Source organism: Streptomyces sp. RLB3-17, from assembly GCF_007113425.2.
In the GTDB taxonomy this organism is placed as follows: domain Bacteria; phylum Actinomycetota; class Actinomycetes; order Streptomycetales; family Streptomycetaceae; genus Streptomyces; species Streptomyces mirabilis_D.
In genome coordinates this window covers 1,707,373-1,724,178 of the sequence record NZ_CP041610.2, presented here as the reverse complement: position 1 = coordinate 1,724,178, position 16,806 = coordinate 1,707,373, and the positions used below count along the sequence as shown (strand labels likewise).

Below are 16,806 nucleotides of genomic sequence, written 5' to 3'. Positions count from 1 at the left end.
CAGGGGTCGGGCGCTGGTTCAGGCGGCGGAGCGTTCGGCGGGCAGGCGACGGCGCAGGGCGGTCTGCTGGACGGCGGGTGGGTTGTAGGCCATGTCGAGCGTCCCGATGTCGGTGCCGGGCGGCACGATCGCGTCGATCTGGTCGAGGATCTCGTCGGTCAGCGTGGTCTCCGCGCCCGCGAGCAGGTCGTCCAAGTGGGCCATCGTGCGTGGTCCGATGATCGCGGAGGTGACGCCGGGGTGGGCGATCGCGAACGCCATGGCCAGGTGCGTCAGCGGCATCCCCGCCTTCTCTGCCAGGGGGATGAGCTGTTCCACGGTGTCGAGCCGGCGTTCGTCGCTGAGGTGCTTGAAGCCGAACGCGGCACGGTGACTGTCGGCCTGGCGGTCCTTGCGGTAGCGGCCGGTCAACAGGCCGCCCGCGAGCGGGCTGTAGACCAGGGCGCCCATGCCGTAGCGCTCGCAGACGGGCAGCACCTCGCGCTCGATGCCGCGGTTGAGGACCGAGTACGTCGGCTGCTCGCTGCGGAACCGCGTCAGGCCCCGTCGCTCGGCGACCCACTGCGCCTCGACGATGTCCGAGGCGGGGAAGGAGGAGGTGCCGATGGCCCGGACCTTGCCCGCGCGCACCAGGTCGGTGAGGGCCGAGAGGGTCTCCTCCACGTCGGTGTCCGGGGCGGGCCGGTGGATCTGGAACAGGTCGACGTGGTCGGTGCCGAGCCGGCGCAGCGAGTCCTCCAGCGCGCGGACCAGCCAACGCCGCGAGTTGCCCCGCTGGTTGGGGTCGTCCCCCATGGGGAGGTGGGCCTTGGTGGCGAGTACGACGTCGTCCCGGCGGCCCTTGAGGGCCTTGCCGACGATTTCCTCGGACTCGCCGCGTGAGTAGGCGTCCGCGGTGTCGACGAAGTTGATGCCCGCGTCCAGCGCCTTGTGGATGATCCGGACGGAGTCGTCGTGGTCGGGGTTGCCGATGGCGCCGAACATCATCGCGCCCAGACAGTACGGGCTGACCTTGATGCCGGTTCGGCCCAGTGTGCGGTACTTCATGAGTCTCCTTGTGCGTCGGCCGGTGCCCGCCGCGGCGCGTTAGGCTGGCGGAAACGGAACAGCGTTCAACATAGACGATACGGAACAGTGTTCCGGTTAGCAAGGGGAAGCATCGTGAGCGAGGAATCGACTCGGGAAGGCGACGCCGCCGCGGCGGAAGGGCCGCCCCGTAAGCGGCTGCGCGCCGACGCGCAACGCAGCACCGACGCCCTGCTCACGGCTGCCGCGGAAGTCTTCGCCACGTCGGGAGTGGACGCACCCGTACGGGAGATCACCGCCAAGGCGGGCGTGGGGGCCGGCACCCTCTACCGCCACTTCCCGCAACGCTCGGACCTCATCGCCGCGGTCTTCCGCCACGAAGTCGACGCCTGCGCCGACGCCGCACCCTCCCTGGCGGCGCGCTACGAACCCGCCGAAGCGCTCGCCAAGTGGCTCCAGCGCTTCGCCGGCTTCATCGCCACGAAACGCGGACTCAGTGCGGCCCTGCACTCGGGGGACCCGGCCTACGACACCCTGCCCTCCTACTTCCAGCAGCGCTTCATGCCCGTCCTCGGCGCGCTCCTCGACACCGCGGCGAAGGCCGGCGAGATCCGCTCCGACGTCGACCCGGAAGACCTCCTGGTCGCCACGCGCAATCTGACCCTGCCCGCCCAGGAAGACGGCAACGGCCACACCCCCCGCATGATCGCCCTGCTCGTCGACGGACTCCGCTACGGCGCCCCCGTCCGGGAAACTCGCTGAAGGACCGGCGTCCGGACAGGCACTGGTGCCCTGCGGCCGGGGTGTCAGGCAGGCCGCCGCGCGGGAAACGCCCGCCACCGCCCCACCGCCACCACACCGACCGCGGCGGCGATCAGCGGGAGCGACGTCCAGGGAAGAGCCGTGGCTCCCGCGCTCTCCAGCACAAGTCCTCCGGTGAGGGAACCGGCCGCGATGCCGGCGTTGTAGACGGTGGTCTGCAGGGAGGTGGCCACGTCGGCGTGGGCGGGCCCGGAGGCGTCGACCAGTGCGGTCTGGATCAGCGTCGGTGCCCCGCCGAACGCGGCGCCCCACAGGGCGACCGAGACGAGGAGCACGAGGGGATCGCCCGCGGACACGGCCAGCGCCGCCATCGCGCAGGCGATCAGTGCGAGAGCCGTCAGCAGCGTACGGCGCAGGTGCGCGTCCACCAGGGCGCCGACGATCCAGATCCCCACGACCGTCGCCACCCCGAACACCAGCAGGACGACACCGGTATGGCCGAAACCGGTGTGCGCGGCGAAGGGGGCGACGTACGTGTACATCACCTGGTGCCCCAGCAGCAGGAGCAGGGTCACGGAAAGGACGGTCACGATGCCGGGCAGCGCGGCCACCCGGCGCAGGGGTACCCGCCCGTCCGCCGGTTCGCCGGGCAGGCCAGGCACCCGCCACCGCACCCACAGAACGAGCAGCGCGGCGAGTACGGACAGCACACCGAAGGCCGCGCGCCAGCCGACGGCGTCCGCCAGCGCGGTGCCCGCCGGCACGCCCAGCGACAGGGCGAGGGTGATGCCCCCGAGGACGATCGCGATGGCACGGCCGCGCCGCTCGACGGGCACCATCCGGGCCGCGTAGCCGACGAGCATCGCCCACAGCGTGCCGCCCATGACCCCGGCCCCGAGCCGGGCCGCGAACGTGAGCGCGTACCAGGACGACAGCGCGGTGACGGCGTTGCAGAGGGCGAAACCCAGGAGGGTGCCGGTCAGTACCCGGCGGCGCGGCAGCCCGCGCAGTGCGGCCGTCAGGGGCACCGCGGCGAGGAACGAGGCGAGTGCGTAACCGGTCACCAGGAATCCGACGCGCCCCTCGGACACTCCCAGGGCCGGAGCCATCCGTGGCAGCAGACCGGCGGGCAGCAGTTCGGTCAGTACGGCGGTGAAGGCGGCCGTGGACAGAGCGAGCAGCCCCGAGAGCGGCAGCCCGGAGGCGGGCGCAGCGGTGCCCTTGGCGGGCGGTGCGAGCGACATGCGACCATGCTGAAACCTTCACATCAGTGTGAAGGCAAGCGCGTCTGCCCCGGAGAGCGGAGTCATGCGGAGTCATGAGGATCGGTGAGTTGTCGCGCCGCACCGGCGTCCCCACCCGGATGCTGCGCTACTACGAGGAGCAGGGCCTGCTGCGCCCCGAGCGGGCCGCCAACGGCTATCGCGCGTACGGCGACGGGGCCGTCGCGTGCGTACGGCAGATCCGCGGGCTGCTCGACTCCGGGCTCACCACCGAGATCATCCGTGTCATCCTGCCGTTCCTGTCCGACCCCGGCGAGATCCATCTCCACCCCGAGTGCCTGACCCAGGAGACCGCCGCACTCCTGCGGGGCGAGATCGACCGCATCCAGAGCCGCATCGACTGCCTGGCCCGCAACCGGGACGCGCTGCGGGCCTACCTCGACACCGTCCGGCCGGGAACCCCGCGGCCTTGAGCCGGCCGGCTCGAGGCGGCCGTCAGTTGGCGAGCGCCTGGGCGCGCTGGGCCGCCTCGCTCACGGATCCGCGGTGCACCGGGCCGTGCCCGGGCAGCAGGACGTCCGCCGAGAGTGCCTCGATGAGTTTCAGCGAGGCGAGGGCGTTCGCGCGCTCGGCGTGGAACATGTCGGGCAGCAGTTGCGGGCCCTGTATCCGCGAGGTGGGGTGACCGCTGACCAGGGCGTCGCCGGAGATCACGATCCCGGCGTCCGGCAGGTGGTAGACGCAGTGTCCGGAGGTGTGCCCGGGTGTGTGCACCGGCACCGGACCGCCGGGAAGATCGAGCGCCCCCTGGCCGGGGAACGGCTCGGGCCGGGTCATCCGGACGTCCGCCGTGCCGCCGGACCGGATCGCGTGCACCGCCCAGGGCAGCACGCCGGGACGCCAGGCCTGGCGCATCACCTCGCCCACGCTCACCTGCTGGAGGAACTCGCGGCGCGCGTGCGCCACCTCCTCCTCGTGCAGATGGACCGGGACGCCGTAGGTGCTGCTCAGGTACTCGGCCGACCCGAGATGGTCGTTGTGCGCGTGGGTGATGAGTACGGCGCTGATGGCCTCGGGGGAGTGGCCGAGCGCGTCGAGCGAGGCGAGGACGTCCGGGCGGTCGCCCGGATATCCGGTGTCGATCAGGGTGACGGCGTCCCCCTCGGTCAGGATCACCCAGTTGGTGTTGCTGCCGTGAACCAGATGGATTCCGGCCGCCACCTCGACGATCGCGTCCTCGCGCATGACCATCCCGATGCTTGAGATCTCTGCCGGCCGGGTCGGGCCGGGTCGAACCGAAAGGTACCGCGTGCGGCCGGCAACGCGACGGGCGGCCTCCGGGGCCGCGGACGCGTTCACCGACGGCCTGGCCGAACGTGAACGGGCTCTGCGCGCAAGGGACTTGACGCGCCCGCGGAATGGCGGCTCCCATATGGCGAGTCTCGTTGACTTTTGTTCGAGTCTGCGAACAAACCGCTCAAGGGAGAGCCGTATGTCCCCCCATTCGCACACCGCGCGCCTCAGAGCCCTCCTGAAGCGCGCAGCCGTTCACGGCGCGGTCCTTGGCCTGGCCGTCGCCGGATTGGCCGGAGTCGGGCGCTCCGCCACTGCGCTCACCGCCGAGCCGACCGCCGTCAGCACCAACCAGATCGGGGTCGCCCCGGCCCCGATGGGCTGGGCGTCCTGGAACACCTTCGCCAGCGTCATCGACTACGACACCATCAAGGCCCAGGCCGACGCCCTCGTGTCGTCGGGCATGGCCGCCGCGGGCTACAAGTACGTCAACATCGACGAGGGCTGGTGGCTGGGCACCCGCGACAGCAGCGGCAACATCACCGTCGACACCGCCAAGTGGCCGGGCGGGATGAAGGCCATCGTCGACTACATCCACAGCAAGGGCCTCAAGGCCGGGATCTACACCGACGCGGGCAAGAACGGCTGCGGCTACTACTACCCGACCCCCTCGGGAACGCCCGCCGCGCCCAACACCGGTATGGAGGGCCACAACCAGCAGGACCTGGAGACCTTCCAGAACTGGGGCTTCGACTTCCTGAAGATCGACTGGTGCGGCGGTGACGCCGAGGGCCTCGACCAGGAGACGACGTACAAGGCGATCCGTGACGCCAACACCGCCGCGACTGCCGTCACCGGCCGCCCGCTCGTCCTGTCGCTGTGCGAGTGGGGCACGGGCAACCCCTGGAACTGGGCCGCCGGCACGGGCGCGATGTGGCGCACCAGCACCGACATCGTCTACTACCCCGACAACCCGACGATGACCAACATCCTGGCCAACTTCGACAAGTCGCTGCACCCCGCCGCCCAACACACCGGCTACTACAACGACCCGGACATGATGACGGTCGGCATGAACGGCCTGAGCGCCGCCCAGAACCGCACCCACATGGGCCTGTGGGCGATCTCGGGCGCCCCCCTGCTCGCGGGCAACAACCTGGCCACCATGAGCTCGACGACCGCCTCGATCCTCACCAACTCCGAGGTCGTCGCGATCGACCAGGACCCGCGCGGCCTCCAGGGCGTCAAGGTCGCCGAGGACAGCACCGGCCTGCAGGTCTACAGCAAGATCCTCTCCGGTACCGGGAAGCGCGCGGTCCTGCTGCTGAACCGTACGTCCGCCGCGGCGAACATCACCGCCCGCTGGCAGGACATGGGTCTGACCACCGCCTCCGCCGCCGTACGCAACGTCTGGTCGGCGTCCAACGCCGGTTCTTTCGCGACGAGTTACACCACCAGCGTCCCCGCGGGCGAGGGCGTGCTGCTCACCGTCTCCGGCACCGAGGCGTCCGGGACGACGTACGAGGACACCACCTCCGCGACGACCCCGACCTTCACCGGAGTCACGGCGTCCGCCGCGGGCACCAAGCTGATCGACATCACCTACGCCAACGGCGGTACCGCGGACCGCAAGGCGACGCTTCAGGTGGGTGGCCAGTACGCGCAGACGCTGGCCTTCCCGCCCACCGGCTCGGCGACCACCTATCGGACCGTCTCCGTCCTCGCGTCCCTGGCGAAGGGCTCCAACACGCTGACCTTCGGGGCCTCGGGCACCGCGCCCGACATCGACGCCGTGGCCGTGCGCGCCGTCCCGGGCACCAACGGGACGGCGGTCGTCGGCACCGGTTCCGGACGGTGCCTGGACTTCTTCAAGAGCACGATCACCAACAACAGCCAGGCCGAACTGTGGGACTGCGGCGGTGGCCAGAACCAGACGTTCACCTACACCTCGCGCGGTGAACTGGTGGTCTACGGCAACAAGTGCCTCGACGCCTACAACAGCGGTACCGCCAACGGCACCAAGGTCGTCCTGTGGGACTGCAACGGCGGCACCAACCAGAAGTGGACCTTCAACTCCAACGGAACCGTCACCAACAACGTCTCGGGCCTGTGCCTGGACGCGCTGGGCGCCGCGACGGCGAGCGGAACCCTGATCGACCTCTGGTCGTGCAACGGCGGATCCAACCAGCAGTGGACCCGCAACTGAACCGCGCCTGACCAGGGACGAAACACCGGGGCGGGGCGGCCTGATCGACTCCGCCCCGGTGCGGAGCCGTTGCCCTATGCGCTCCGGGGTGCTGGAGTGACCCCATGGATCACGTTGGGGTACTTGCCCTGTTCGACCGGGACATGCGGGAGGGCGCGCGGCCCGACAGCCCGGGAGCCCGGGTCGAGCGCGTCGACAAGGTGGTGCGCCAGGTCGGCACCGAGCACGGCTGGAACGGGGTGATCTGGTCGGACCTGGACGAATCGAACGCCGATGCCGCGATCGCCGAGCAGATGCGCTACTTCGGCGAACTCGGCCGCGAGTTCGAGTGGAAGCTGTACGGGCACGACAAGCCCGAGGACCTGGGAAAGCGGCTGCGTGCGGCCGGGTTCGTCGCCCAGCCCGAGGAGACCCTGATGATCGCCGAGTTGGGCGACCTCGCGCTCGACGCCCAGCCGCCCGAGGGCGTACGCCTGCTGCCCGTCACCGACCGCGCGGGTGTCGACCTCGTCGCGGACGTCCACGAACAGGCCTTCGGCACGGACAGCACCCGGATGCGCCACCAACTCCTCGCCCAACTCACCAGCGACGAGGACAACGTGGTCGCGGTGGTGGCCCTCGCCGGTGACGTCCCGGTCAGCGCCGCCCGCATGGAGCTGGTCCCCGGCACCCGCTTCGCCGGCCTCTGGGGCGGCGGCACCATCGACTCCTGGCGCCGCCGCGGCATCTACCGCGCGCTGGTCGCCCACCGCGCCCGCGTCGCCGCCGAGCGCGGCTACCGCTACGTCCAGGTCGACGCCACCAGTCAGAGCCGGCCGGTCCTCGCCCGCCTGGGCTTCGAACCCCTGACCACGACAACGCCGTACGTGTACGGGTGACACCGGACGCCGTCCGGGCAGGGGCGGCGTCACCGACCGCAGGTCGGCCCCGTCAGCGGCGCGCCTTCACCCGGTCGAGGGCCGCGACGCCCACCGCCGCGAGTCCGATCTGAATGATCCACTCGATCCAGTCGACGCCCTTCGTGTTCGCCACGCCGAACGCGGCGGCGATCCCCGAGCCGATGAACGCTGCCACGATGCCGACGAGGATCGTCCACAGGATGCCGATGCGCTGGCGTCCCGGGACGACGAGCCGGCCCAGCACGCCGATGATGATGCCGATGAGAATGGCACTGATGATGCCTGAGATCTCCATGTCCGCCCCTTTTTGTCAGGACCCCCGCAGTTAGGTGTGTTCCCCCTGCGGGCGAAGACAGTCCGTTCCGCTTTCCGGCCGTCCCGCATCCGCTCAGGCGGGCTCCTGTTCAGTCGCGTTCCTGCCATGTACCGTTCAAGAATCTGTCGCTCGGCAGACGGCCAACCACCGTTCTACGCGCGCAGACTTGGCGCCCGCACCGCCTCTCCCCACCCCTCATGGAGGTTTGCAGGATGCTCGGATTCAGAAGATCCCGCCACAGACTCACCACGGCCGCGGCCGTGTTCGGACTGCTCGTCGCGGGTGCGGCCGTCCAGGCGTCCGCGGCCGCTCCGGCCGCCGCCGCGACCCCGCACCGCATCCTGTTCGACAACGCCCACGCGGAGACGGCCGGCAACGCCGACTGGATCATCTCCACCAGCCAGCCCGATCCGCTGGGCCAGGACTCCTCGCCGTCGGCGGAGACCGACTGGACCGGAGCCCTCTCCTCCTGGGGTGTGGCCCTGCAGAAGACCGGCGACTACAGCCTGAAGACGCTGCCTTCGGGCTCCAGCCTGGCCTACGGCGGCTCGACGGCCACCGACCTGTCGAACTTCGACACGCTGGTGCTGCCCGAGCCCAACACGCTCTTCACGACCGCCGAGAAGACCGCGATCATGACGTTCGTGAAGAACGGCGGCGGTCTGTTCATGATCTCCGACCACACCGGCGCCGACCGCAACAACGACGGCTACGACGCGGTGAAGATCCTCAACGACCTGATGACCAACAACAGCGTCGACTCCACCGACCCGTTCGGCTTCTCCATCGACTCGCTGAACATCACCTCGGGCTACCCGGCGGCGATCAGCGACAGCACCAACGCCGTCCTGCACGGCTCGTTCGGCACCGTCACCAAGAGCCTCATCGCCAACGGTACGACGGCCACGCTGAACCCCGCCGACAACTCGGCGGTCAAGGGCCTGCTCTACCGCTCCGGTTACTCGGGCAACACCGGGGCCTTCTTCGCCACCAGCACCTTCGGCAGCGGCCGAGTGGCGTTCTGGGGCGACAGTTCGCCGATCGACGACGGCACCGGCCAGTCCGGCAACACGCTCTACGACGGCTGGAACGACACCGGCGCCACCAACGCCGCCCTCGCCCTGAACGCCACCGAGTGGCTCGCGGGCGGCAGCAGCAGCGGCGGCGGTGGCGGTGGAGGGGGCGGCGGTACCTGCACGGCCGCCCAACTGCTCGCCAACCCCGGCTTCGAGTCCGGCAACACGTCCTGGACCGCGACCAGCGGTGTCATCACCAACAGCTCCGGCGAGGCCGCTCGTACGGGCTCCTACAAGGCCTGGCTGAACGGCTACGGCTCGGCCAACACGGACACGCTCTCCCAGTCGGTCACCATCCCGTCCGGCTGCGCGGCCACCCTGAACTTCTATCTCCACGTGGACACGGCCGAGACGACCACCACCACGGCCTACGACACCCTCAAGGCCCAGGTGCTCAACAGCAGCGGCACGGTCCTGTCGACGCTCGCCACGTACTCGAACCTGAACGCCGCGTCGGGCTACACGCTGCGCAGTTTCGACCTGTCCAGCTACGCCGGGCAGACGGTCACCGTCAAGTTCACCGGCACCGAGGGCTCCACCCTGCAGACGTCGTTCGTCCTCGACGACACGGCGCTCAACGTGAGCTGAGCACGAACGAGCGAGAGGGCGGGCCCGGAAACGGGCCCGCCCTCTCACGCACCGGAGTTCGGCACGTTCTTCGTCACAAGGCGTGAAACATGTGGGCCACTGTCACCCTCCGTGTCGGGTCGATCGGGTGCCGGCCGCCGGGACGGTCGTCTCCGGTGTGTTCCATCCCGAGACCCGAACCCGGGGGGCCGAACCATGCAGGTCGGCCGTCCGGTAGGTGGCGGTGACCGTTGTGGACTCGCCGGGCCACAGGCTGACCTGGTTGTCGGACCACCGAACGGGCAGGACGGGCTTGCCTGCGGCGTCCACGAGGTGCACGTCGGTCAGCAGGGACGGAGTCTTCCCGGTCCCGGTGTTCCGTAGCGTCACCGTCGTCGTGGACGCGCCGTCCGTGCCGGCCGAGGTCGTGGCCGTCGCCGAAACCGGCACCTGTGCCATGGAGTTGAGCCCCTTGAGGTCCGCGTAGCTCGTCGTCGGCGTGTAGTACCAGTCGGTCTTGGCCCAGTCGAGGGTGTCGGACTTGGTGGACAGCCAGTAGACGTTGCGGCTGACCTCCTTGCCCTCGGCGTCGGTGAGGACGAGGCGTGCCAGGTAGGTCGTCGACAGGCCGCTCACGGAGGACGGCACGGTGAGGGGGGTGCTGTGGGCGCCGTCCCCGTTCACGTCCACCCCGGTCGCCGTCCTGTCGTACTTCTGCGTGCCGTCGGTGTTGAAGAGCGTGACCCGGGCCGTGAGTCCGGACGCGGAGGCGTGCCGGTTGTTCACGACGACGATCGAACGGGTGTCGTAGGAGTACTGGATGTGCAGCGGCTCGTTCGCCTTCCTGGCGCCGAAGTAGGCACCGCCCTGGTCGAGGTAACGGTCCATCAACTGCCAGTGCAGCGACGTCCATCCGCTGTTGAACATCCAGTAGACGACCCCGGTCGCGGGCTGGGCGGAGTCGGTGGCGTTGCGCCCGTACGCCTCGTACTGCGCGCGTACGTTCTCGTACTGGGCGAGCTGTGCCTTGCGTACGTAGTCGGTCAGGCCGCTCGGCGCTCCGTACCGTCCCGCGAGCGCGTCGTCGTACAGCTTGAGCGTGCCGAAGGTCGACGACGGTGAGCGGTGGTACTGCTTGGTGGTCGGGCTCTTCCACAGGGTGTCCAGCTCGGCGGGCGACATCATGCGACGCAGGGTGTCGAGGGTGGGGATGTCGGGGCCCGCGCTGGTCTCGGAGTTGAAGCCGGTGGCGCCGCCCTCGCGCTTGGCGTACCAGTAGTTCGGCGGGATCCAGTCGTAGGGACCGGTCATCTTCATGCCCGAACTGCCACTGATCGGGGAGGACTTGTCGGAGGCGGCGGCGACCACGGGGTTCGGCCAGTCGGCGGCGTCCAGCGCGTCGAGGTAGTTCTTCTCGATCGTCGCGTCCGGCGCGAAGTCGCTGCCGATGAGGAAGGAGATGACGCTCGGGTGGTCGCGCAGCCGGGCGGCCTCGGCGGCCATCGACGCCTTGGCGACGGGGTAGTCGGACACGGTCCACTTGTCGCCGGCCTCGCTGCCGTTGACGTTCCCCTCCCATTTGTCGCAGCATTCCCAGCCGGGCAGCGTGAGGATGCCGTACCGGTCGGCGAGGTCGAAGAACTCGTCCGGCTCGAGGTGGCCCTCGAGACGGATGGTGTTGAGGCCGAGGTCGAGCGCGTACTTCAGCCGGTCCTCGACATACCTCCGGTCCCAGCGCAGGAACTCGTCCGGGGACCAGCCGCCGCCCTTGATGAGCAGTCTGCGGCCGTTGACGCTGTACTGCCGGGCGCCGTCGGAGTTGAGCGGCGCCTTCACCTCGCGGATGCCGAAGTGCTCGTGCGCGGTGTCCGAGGCGCTGCCGCCGACGGAGGCCGTCAGGTCGAGGCCGTACAGCGGCTGTCCGCCCATGCCCGCGGGCCACCACACCTTCGGCGCGCTCAGCCGCAGGCCGGGGGTGTCGGTGGGGGAGAAGGTGACGGTCTTCGTCTCGTGCGCGGCGAGGGAGACGGTTTTGCTGAAGGAGGCGTCCGGGCCGATGGTGCCGGACACCGTCGCCGTGACAGGAGCGCTCGTCTCGTTGCGGGCCTGTGCCTTGACCGTCAGGTCCGCGGAGGCGAGCGAGGGGACGGCGAGGTCGGTGACGACGTGTGCGTCGCGCAGTGCGACCGGACCGCCCCGGCGGACGAGAACGTCACGCACGATGCCCATGTTCTGGTCGGGCGGGGGCTGGAGCCAGTCCAACCAGCCCATGGTCAGGTTCTTGTTGGGCGTGTTGGGCCGGATGCGGAAGGCCACCGTGTTCGTGCCCGACCGCACCAGCGAGGTGATGTCGAGTTCGTGCCGTGTGTAGGCGCCCACGACATCGGCGGCGGTGGCGACCTGCCTGCCGTTGACGTAGACGTCGGCCGCCGAGATCACGCCGCTGAAGTCCAGGTAGCTGCGCTCGGTGGTGTCGGCGACCGTGAAGTCCGAGCGGTACCACCAGGGGACCTGGAAGTCGGCCTTGGGGATCTTCTGCTGGTTGGTCGAGAAGAACGGGTCGGCGTACTTCCCGTCCGCGAGCAGCGCCGCGAGGACGGTGGAGCGGGAACCCGCGGGGTACCAGCCGCTCGCCGGATAGCCCGGGCTCGAGACGTCGGACGCCGCGTCCGTGACCTTGGCCGTCGACTGGATCGCGTACCCGGACAGCGCGGTGGTGCTGCCCGCGGTGGCGGGCACCGGGGTGACCGGCACGCGTGCGGCCGCGTCGGGTCCCGCGCTCCGGGACCCGGCCCACGCGCTGGTCGAGAGGGTGCACAGGAGGCACAGGGCGACGGCGGCCGTGGCGGAACGCCGTCTTGGGGCAGGGTGATGGAACACGGTGGTCTCCTTGGGGGTGGGGAGCATCCGCGCTACGAGACTGCATGTCGGCACTGTGAGGCAGGAGCAAGGGAGGGGCGGGAGCAGGGAGGTGCGAGCCGGGCCTGCAAGTTAGGAAACTTTACTAACTGGCGCACAAGCTAGGCGGCCGAGCAATCCGTGTCAATCACCGAAGGCGAGTGCCCCGCTCAGGACGCCGAGCGTCGCTCGAACACCACGTCCCTCGCGGTCCCGAGGGCCGTCGCCACCGCGCCCAGCAGAACCGCGTCCTCGCCCAGCCGACTCGGCACGATCTTCGGGCGCAGCGGCGTGAGCGTACGCAGGGTCTCGCGCACGGGCCGCAGCAGCAGGTCGATGCTGTGGCCCACGCCGCCGCCGAGCACCACCAGATCGGGATCGAGCACCGCGGCGGCCGCGGCCACCGTGTAGGCGATCCGCTCACCCTCCAGCCGTACCGCGCGCACCGCGGCGGAGTCCCCCGCGCGCGCCGCGTCGAACACGGCCTTGGCCGTGAGCTGGCCGGTCATGCCGAACTGCCGCGCGGCCTCGACGACGGCCTCCCCCGACACCGCGTCCTCCAGCTTCTCCGGCTTCTGCAGCCCCGGCCACGGCAGGAACCCGATCTCCCCGGCCCCGCCGTGCGCCCCCGTGAACAGCCGCCCCTCGCTCACCACACCCATGCCGAGACCGGTGCCGATCAGGATGTACGCGAACAGCCGGCTGCCCGCGCCGACGCCGTACGTGTACTCGCCGAGCGCCGCGAGGTTCGCGTCGTTGTGCACCTCCAGCGGGATGCCCAGCTCCTCGCGCATCCGGTCGAACAGACCCGCGCGGCCCCACCCGGGCAGATGCATCGCGTACCGCACCCGGCGCCGTTCCCCGTCGTACACGCCCGGGGTGCCCACCACCGCGTGCGCCACCTCGTGCGCTCCCAGGCCGGAGTTGGCGACGACCTGACGGGCGGTGGAGACGACGAGGTCGGCCATGGCGCCCGAACTGCGCGCCCGATTGCGCACATCGGCGCGTGCGACCACGCCGCCGTCCAGATCGGCGACCGCCACCCGCAGCCAGCTGCGCCCGATGTCGATGCCGAGCGCGTATCCGGCCGCGGGATCCGGGGCGTAGAGCACCGCCACCCGGCCGCGCTCGGGTGCGTGCGTGCCCGCCTCACGCACCAGCCCCGCTTCCTCCAGGGCCGCGAGCGCGCTGGAGACGGTCGGCTTGGACAGCCCCGTCTCCCGTGCGAGCTGAGCCCGTGAGGCGGCGCCGCCCGTGCGCAGCCGGTCGAGCAGCAGCCGCTCGTTGGTACTGCGCAGCCGCTGCCGGTTCCAGGGCTGTTCGGGCTGCGCTATGGCGTCGCTGGCGGGCATCGCACCATTCTCACGCATGCCTGACACCCTCTTGACGCATCTAGTAAGTCTCCTTAACTTTATCGCCCAGTCAGCCTCGCCGGGCCGGCCGAAGGGGAGCCCGCCTCCCCGCGTCCCGATATCAGGAGACCCCTATGTCCGGTAGCCCGCCACCCACCGGCGGTTTCGTCCGCCGCGTCGGCCTGTTCCAGGCCACCGCCATCAACATGAGCCAGATGTGCGGCATCGGCCCGTTCGTGACGATCCCGCTGATGGTCGCCGCGTTCGGCGGCCCGCAGGCGATCATCGGTTTCGTCGCGGGCGCGCTGCTGGCCCTCGCGGACGGACTGATCTGGGCCGAACTGGGCGCGTCCATGCCCGGCTCCGGCGGCAGTTACGTGTATCTCCGCCAGGCCTTCCAGTACCGCACGGGACGCCTCATGCCGTTCCTGTTCGTCTGGACGGCGATGCTCTTCATCCCCCTGATCATGTCCACCGGCGTGGTCGGCTTCGTCCAGTACCTCGGCTACCTGGCCCCCGACATGGGCAAGACGACGGGCGACCTCATCGGCCTGGCCGTCGTCGCCCTCGTGGTGCTGCTCCTGTGGCGCGGAATCGAACACATCGCCCGCATCACGGCGGTCATGTGGGCGGTCATGATCACCTCGGTCCTCCTGGTGATCATCGCCGCGGCCACCGACTTCAGCCCCCATCTGGCCTTCACCTACCCGGCGCACGCCTTCGAACTGACCAGCAGCCACTTCTGGATCGGCTTCGCCGCGGGCCTGACCATCGGCATCTACGACTACCTGGGCTACAACACCACCGCGTACATGGGCGCCGAGATCAAGGATCCGGGCCGCACCCTGCCCCGCTCCATCGTCTTCTCCATCCTCGGCATCATGGCGATCTACCTCCTCCTCCAGATCGGCACGCTCGGTGTCATCGACTGGAACCGCATGACCGATCCGACGGACATCGCCTCCACCTCCGTCGCCTCGGCCGTCCTCGAAAAGACCTGGGGCAAGGGAGCCGCCGACACCGTCACGGTCCTCATCCTCATCACCGCGTTCGCCTCGGTCTTCACCGGACTCCTCGGCGGCTCGCGCGTCCCCTACGACGCCGCCCGCGAGCGCGTCTTCTTCCGCCCGTACGCCAAGCTGCACCCCAAGCACCGCTTCCCGATGCTGGGCCTGGCGACCATGGGCGTCATCACGGCGATCGGCTTCCTCATCGGCCGCCACACCGACCTGGCCACCCTGATCCAACTCCTCACCACCGTCATGGTGATCGTCCAGGCCCTGGCCCAGATCGTCGCCCTCTCCGTCCTGCGCAAGCGCCAGCCCACCCTCCGCCGTCCCTACAAGATGTGGCTCTACCCGATCCCCAGCCTCCTCGCCCTCGTCGGCTGGCTCACGATCTACGGCTACGCCGACAAGAACTCCCCGGGCCGCCACCCCATCGAATGGTCCCTGGCCTGGGTGGCCCTGGGCTGCGTCGCCTTCGTCGTCTGGGCGAACCTGGAAAAGGTATGGCCCTTCGGCCCGAAGGAGATCAAGGAGGAGTACCTGACCCCTTCGATCCCGGACACGGAGCCCGCCGGCACGTGAACGCCCCACTTGCCGCACCCGAGGACACACGGAAGGGGCCGCGGCGGTACGTCGCAAGCCCGTCGCTTACGTCCGGATCTGGAAACGGCTCCCTATAGGGCAACGCCTGATCCGGCGGCGACGGGCTCGACGTACCGCCACGGCCCCGACCCACGCACCCACAGTCGGCGCAGGGATCACCCGAGCGACGCGCAACGCAACGCCGCCCGGACCTCGTCCACCGGATCCCCCCGGTGGTAGGGCCGCTCCGAGGGTTCGATGCCGTCCAGGAACTCCTGATAGCGGACGGCGTACGTGAGATGGGCCAGCGGCTCGGCGAGATCGAGCGCCCGAGCCGGGTCACTGCCGGGCACCCGGGATTTCCAGGCCGCCACCCAGTCCCGGGCGGCCGCCGCACGACCCGACTCGGGAAGGAAGCCCTGGACGCGCAGACCGTCGAGCACCGGATTGCCCCAATGGGCATCGGCGAAGTCCATCACGACAGGCGCCCCACCATCGCTGCGCCAGTTCCCGGGGTGGAAGTCACTGTGCACCAGTGTGTCGGGCAGCCCGCACTCCGACAGAAGCTCCCACCGCCCGGCCAACTCCCGGGCTCCCCGCACCTCCCGCTCGGTCAACTCCTCGGCGAGGGGCCCGTCGAGCAGATCACGAACCGCCACCTCGAGAACCGGCGCGCGCCAGTCCCGCACCCCCGCCACGAGGCCGCACCCACCCGAACCCCCGGAGGCGACCGCGGCCTGCGCGGCAACGAACCGCCCCACCGCCGCGCCGACCGTCTCAGGCGAGGCCCCCCAGCAGTCCTCACCGGGAATGTGCTCCATCAGGACGCGCCGCTCACCCACGCCGAGGAGCGGGGGAACGAGCCCCGGGTCGACCCCCGCGAACGCGGCGATGACGGCGGCCTCGTCCGCCGCGAAGCGCGGTGTCGCCTTGAGCCACACCGGACCGCGCGCGGTGGGCAGACGAAAGAGCCCGGACAGATTCCAGGTACGCCGCTGTACGACCGGACCGATCACAGGCCGCCCCGCCGAAGCCAGCTCCCCGGCCGCCCAGTCGAGCAGCTCGCGCAGCCCCTCCGCCCGGGCCCACGGCGATCTGAGCGTCTCCGCACCGTCCAACACCACGGTATCGACGCGACGTTGATCCAGCAGACCACTCGCCGAACGCTCCAACGCCTCGACGTGGTACGTCACATGACCGTCCCGCCCGCCCGCGCCCCCCTGCACGTCCAGCAGACGCAGTACCAGCACGGGCACCCCGAGGAGCCCCTCCAGCCACCCCACGACCGGACCCACTTCCGACCACCAGGGGACGTCCACGGCGAAGGGCCCCGCGCTCCCGAGGAACTCGTCGCCCGAGGTCACCCACGCACTCACAGTTCTTGTCACCGCGCGAGTGTGAACGACCGGATGCGCTCCCGGCCAGCGAATAACGGCGGCCGGGACGCGCGCATCGGAAGGGGAGCGGAGCCGATGCGGCGACTCCGCTCCCCTTCCCCCGGGTCCCCCAACCCGGTCCCCCCTCGGGCCCTGTGGCCTTCCGGGCCGGAGCGCCCCCCGCGCGCCCCGGACCGAAATCCTTCTGTCCGCCCCGGACCCG

At 70.3% G+C, this 16,806-nt stretch carries 13 protein-coding genes; 6 read left to right on the top strand and 7 right to left on the bottom strand.

The window, feature by feature from the left end; all coding sequences use genetic code 11:
- Positions 1 to 18: 18 nt before the first annotated feature.
- On the bottom strand, positions 19 to 1,047 hold the full coding sequence (locus FNV62_RS08275; protein WP_143600505.1) for an aldo/keto reductase: 1,029 nt from the start codon (positions 1,045 to 1,047) through the stop codon (positions 19 to 21).
- 114 nt (positions 1,048 to 1,161) lie between these two features.
- Here FNV62_RS08275 and FNV62_RS08270 point away from each other — a divergent pair, with 114 nt between their 5' ends.
- Positions 1,162 to 1,788 (top strand): TetR/AcrR family transcriptional regulator, encoded by a 627-nt coding sequence (locus FNV62_RS08270; RefSeq protein ID WP_143600504.1) that lies wholly within the window; start codon positions 1,162 to 1,164, stop codon positions 1,786 to 1,788.
- A 44-nt stretch (positions 1,789 to 1,832) separates the two neighbouring features.
- Here the strand turns inward: FNV62_RS08270 and FNV62_RS08265 are convergent, their stop codons facing one another.
- Complete coding sequence (locus FNV62_RS08265; protein ID WP_144314967.1) at positions 1,833 to 3,032, bottom strand: MFS transporter; 1,200 nt, start codon at positions 3,030 to 3,032, stop codon at positions 1,833 to 1,835.
- Positions 3,033 to 3,106: 74 nt separating this feature from the next.
- Between FNV62_RS08265 and FNV62_RS08260 the strand changes: the two genes are divergently transcribed.
- The gene (locus FNV62_RS08260) at positions 3,107 to 3,484 is read left to right on the top strand and encodes a MerR family transcriptional regulator (protein ID WP_060898043.1); all 378 of its coding nucleotides are present in this window, start codon (positions 3,107 to 3,109) and stop codon (positions 3,482 to 3,484) included.
- Positions 3,485 to 3,506: 22 nt separating this feature from the next.
- Here FNV62_RS08260 and FNV62_RS08255 read toward each other — a convergent pair whose 3' ends face one another.
- A complete protein-coding gene (locus FNV62_RS08255) occupies positions 3,507 to 4,256 on the bottom strand; it encodes an MBL fold metallo-hydrolase (RefSeq protein ID WP_097288766.1) in 750 nt (249 codons plus the stop codon).
- A gap of 247 nt (positions 4,257 to 4,503) precedes the next feature.
- Between FNV62_RS08255 and FNV62_RS08250 the strand changes: the two genes are divergently transcribed.
- Together FNV62_RS08250 and FNV62_RS08245 are read left to right on the top strand one after the other, a co-directional pair.
- On the top strand, positions 4,504 to 6,510 hold the full coding sequence (locus tag FNV62_RS08250; RefSeq protein WP_143600501.1) for a ricin-type beta-trefoil lectin domain protein: 2,007 nt from the start codon (positions 4,504 to 4,506) through the stop codon (positions 6,508 to 6,510).
- A 104-nt stretch (positions 6,511 to 6,614) separates the two neighbouring features.
- Complete coding sequence (locus tag FNV62_RS08245; protein ID WP_144314966.1) at positions 6,615 to 7,388, top strand: GNAT family N-acetyltransferase; 774 nt, start codon at positions 6,615 to 6,617, stop codon at positions 7,386 to 7,388.
- Positions 7,389 to 7,440: 52 nt separating this feature from the next.
- Here FNV62_RS08245 and FNV62_RS08240 read toward each other — a convergent pair whose 3' ends face one another.
- A complete protein-coding gene (locus FNV62_RS08240) occupies positions 7,441 to 7,704 on the bottom strand; it encodes a GlsB/YeaQ/YmgE family stress response membrane protein (protein ID WP_054232904.1) in 264 nt (87 codons plus the stop codon).
- A gap of 233 nt (positions 7,705 to 7,937) precedes the next feature.
- On the opposite strand from FNV62_RS08240, the gene FNV62_RS08235 reads away from it, so the two are divergent.
- Positions 7,938 to 9,389 carry a hydrolase gene (locus FNV62_RS08235; RefSeq protein ID WP_143600499.1) on the top strand — a complete coding sequence of 484 codons (1,452 nt, stop codon included), beginning with the start codon at positions 7,938 to 7,940 and terminating at the stop codon, positions 9,387 to 9,389.
- A gap of 102 nt (positions 9,390 to 9,491) precedes the next feature.
- On the opposite strand, the gene FNV62_RS08230 is transcribed toward FNV62_RS08235, so the two are convergent.
- Entirely contained in the window at positions 9,492 to 12,248 is a 2,757-nt protein-coding gene (locus tag FNV62_RS08230; RefSeq protein ID WP_225900201.1) for a glycoside hydrolase family 2 protein, read from the bottom strand.
- Between the two features lie 188 nt (positions 12,249 to 12,436).
- Positions 12,437 to 13,636 (bottom strand): ROK family transcriptional regulator, encoded by a 1,200-nt coding sequence (locus FNV62_RS08225; protein WP_375336696.1) that lies wholly within the window; start codon positions 13,634 to 13,636, stop codon positions 12,437 to 12,439.
- A 116-nt stretch (positions 13,637 to 13,752) separates the two neighbouring features.
- Here FNV62_RS08225 and FNV62_RS08220 point away from each other — a divergent pair, with 116 nt between their 5' ends.
- Positions 13,753 to 15,207, top strand: a complete 1,455-nt coding sequence (locus FNV62_RS08220; protein ID WP_143600497.1) for an APC family permease — start codon at positions 13,753 to 13,755, stop codon at positions 15,205 to 15,207.
- A gap of 176 nt (positions 15,208 to 15,383) precedes the next feature.
- Here FNV62_RS08220 and FNV62_RS08215 read toward each other — a convergent pair whose 3' ends face one another.
- Entirely contained in the window at positions 15,384 to 16,595 is a 1,212-nt protein-coding gene (locus tag FNV62_RS08215) for an aminoglycoside phosphotransferase family protein (RefSeq protein ID WP_225900200.1), read from the bottom strand.
- Positions 16,596 to 16,806 lie beyond the last annotated feature (211 nt).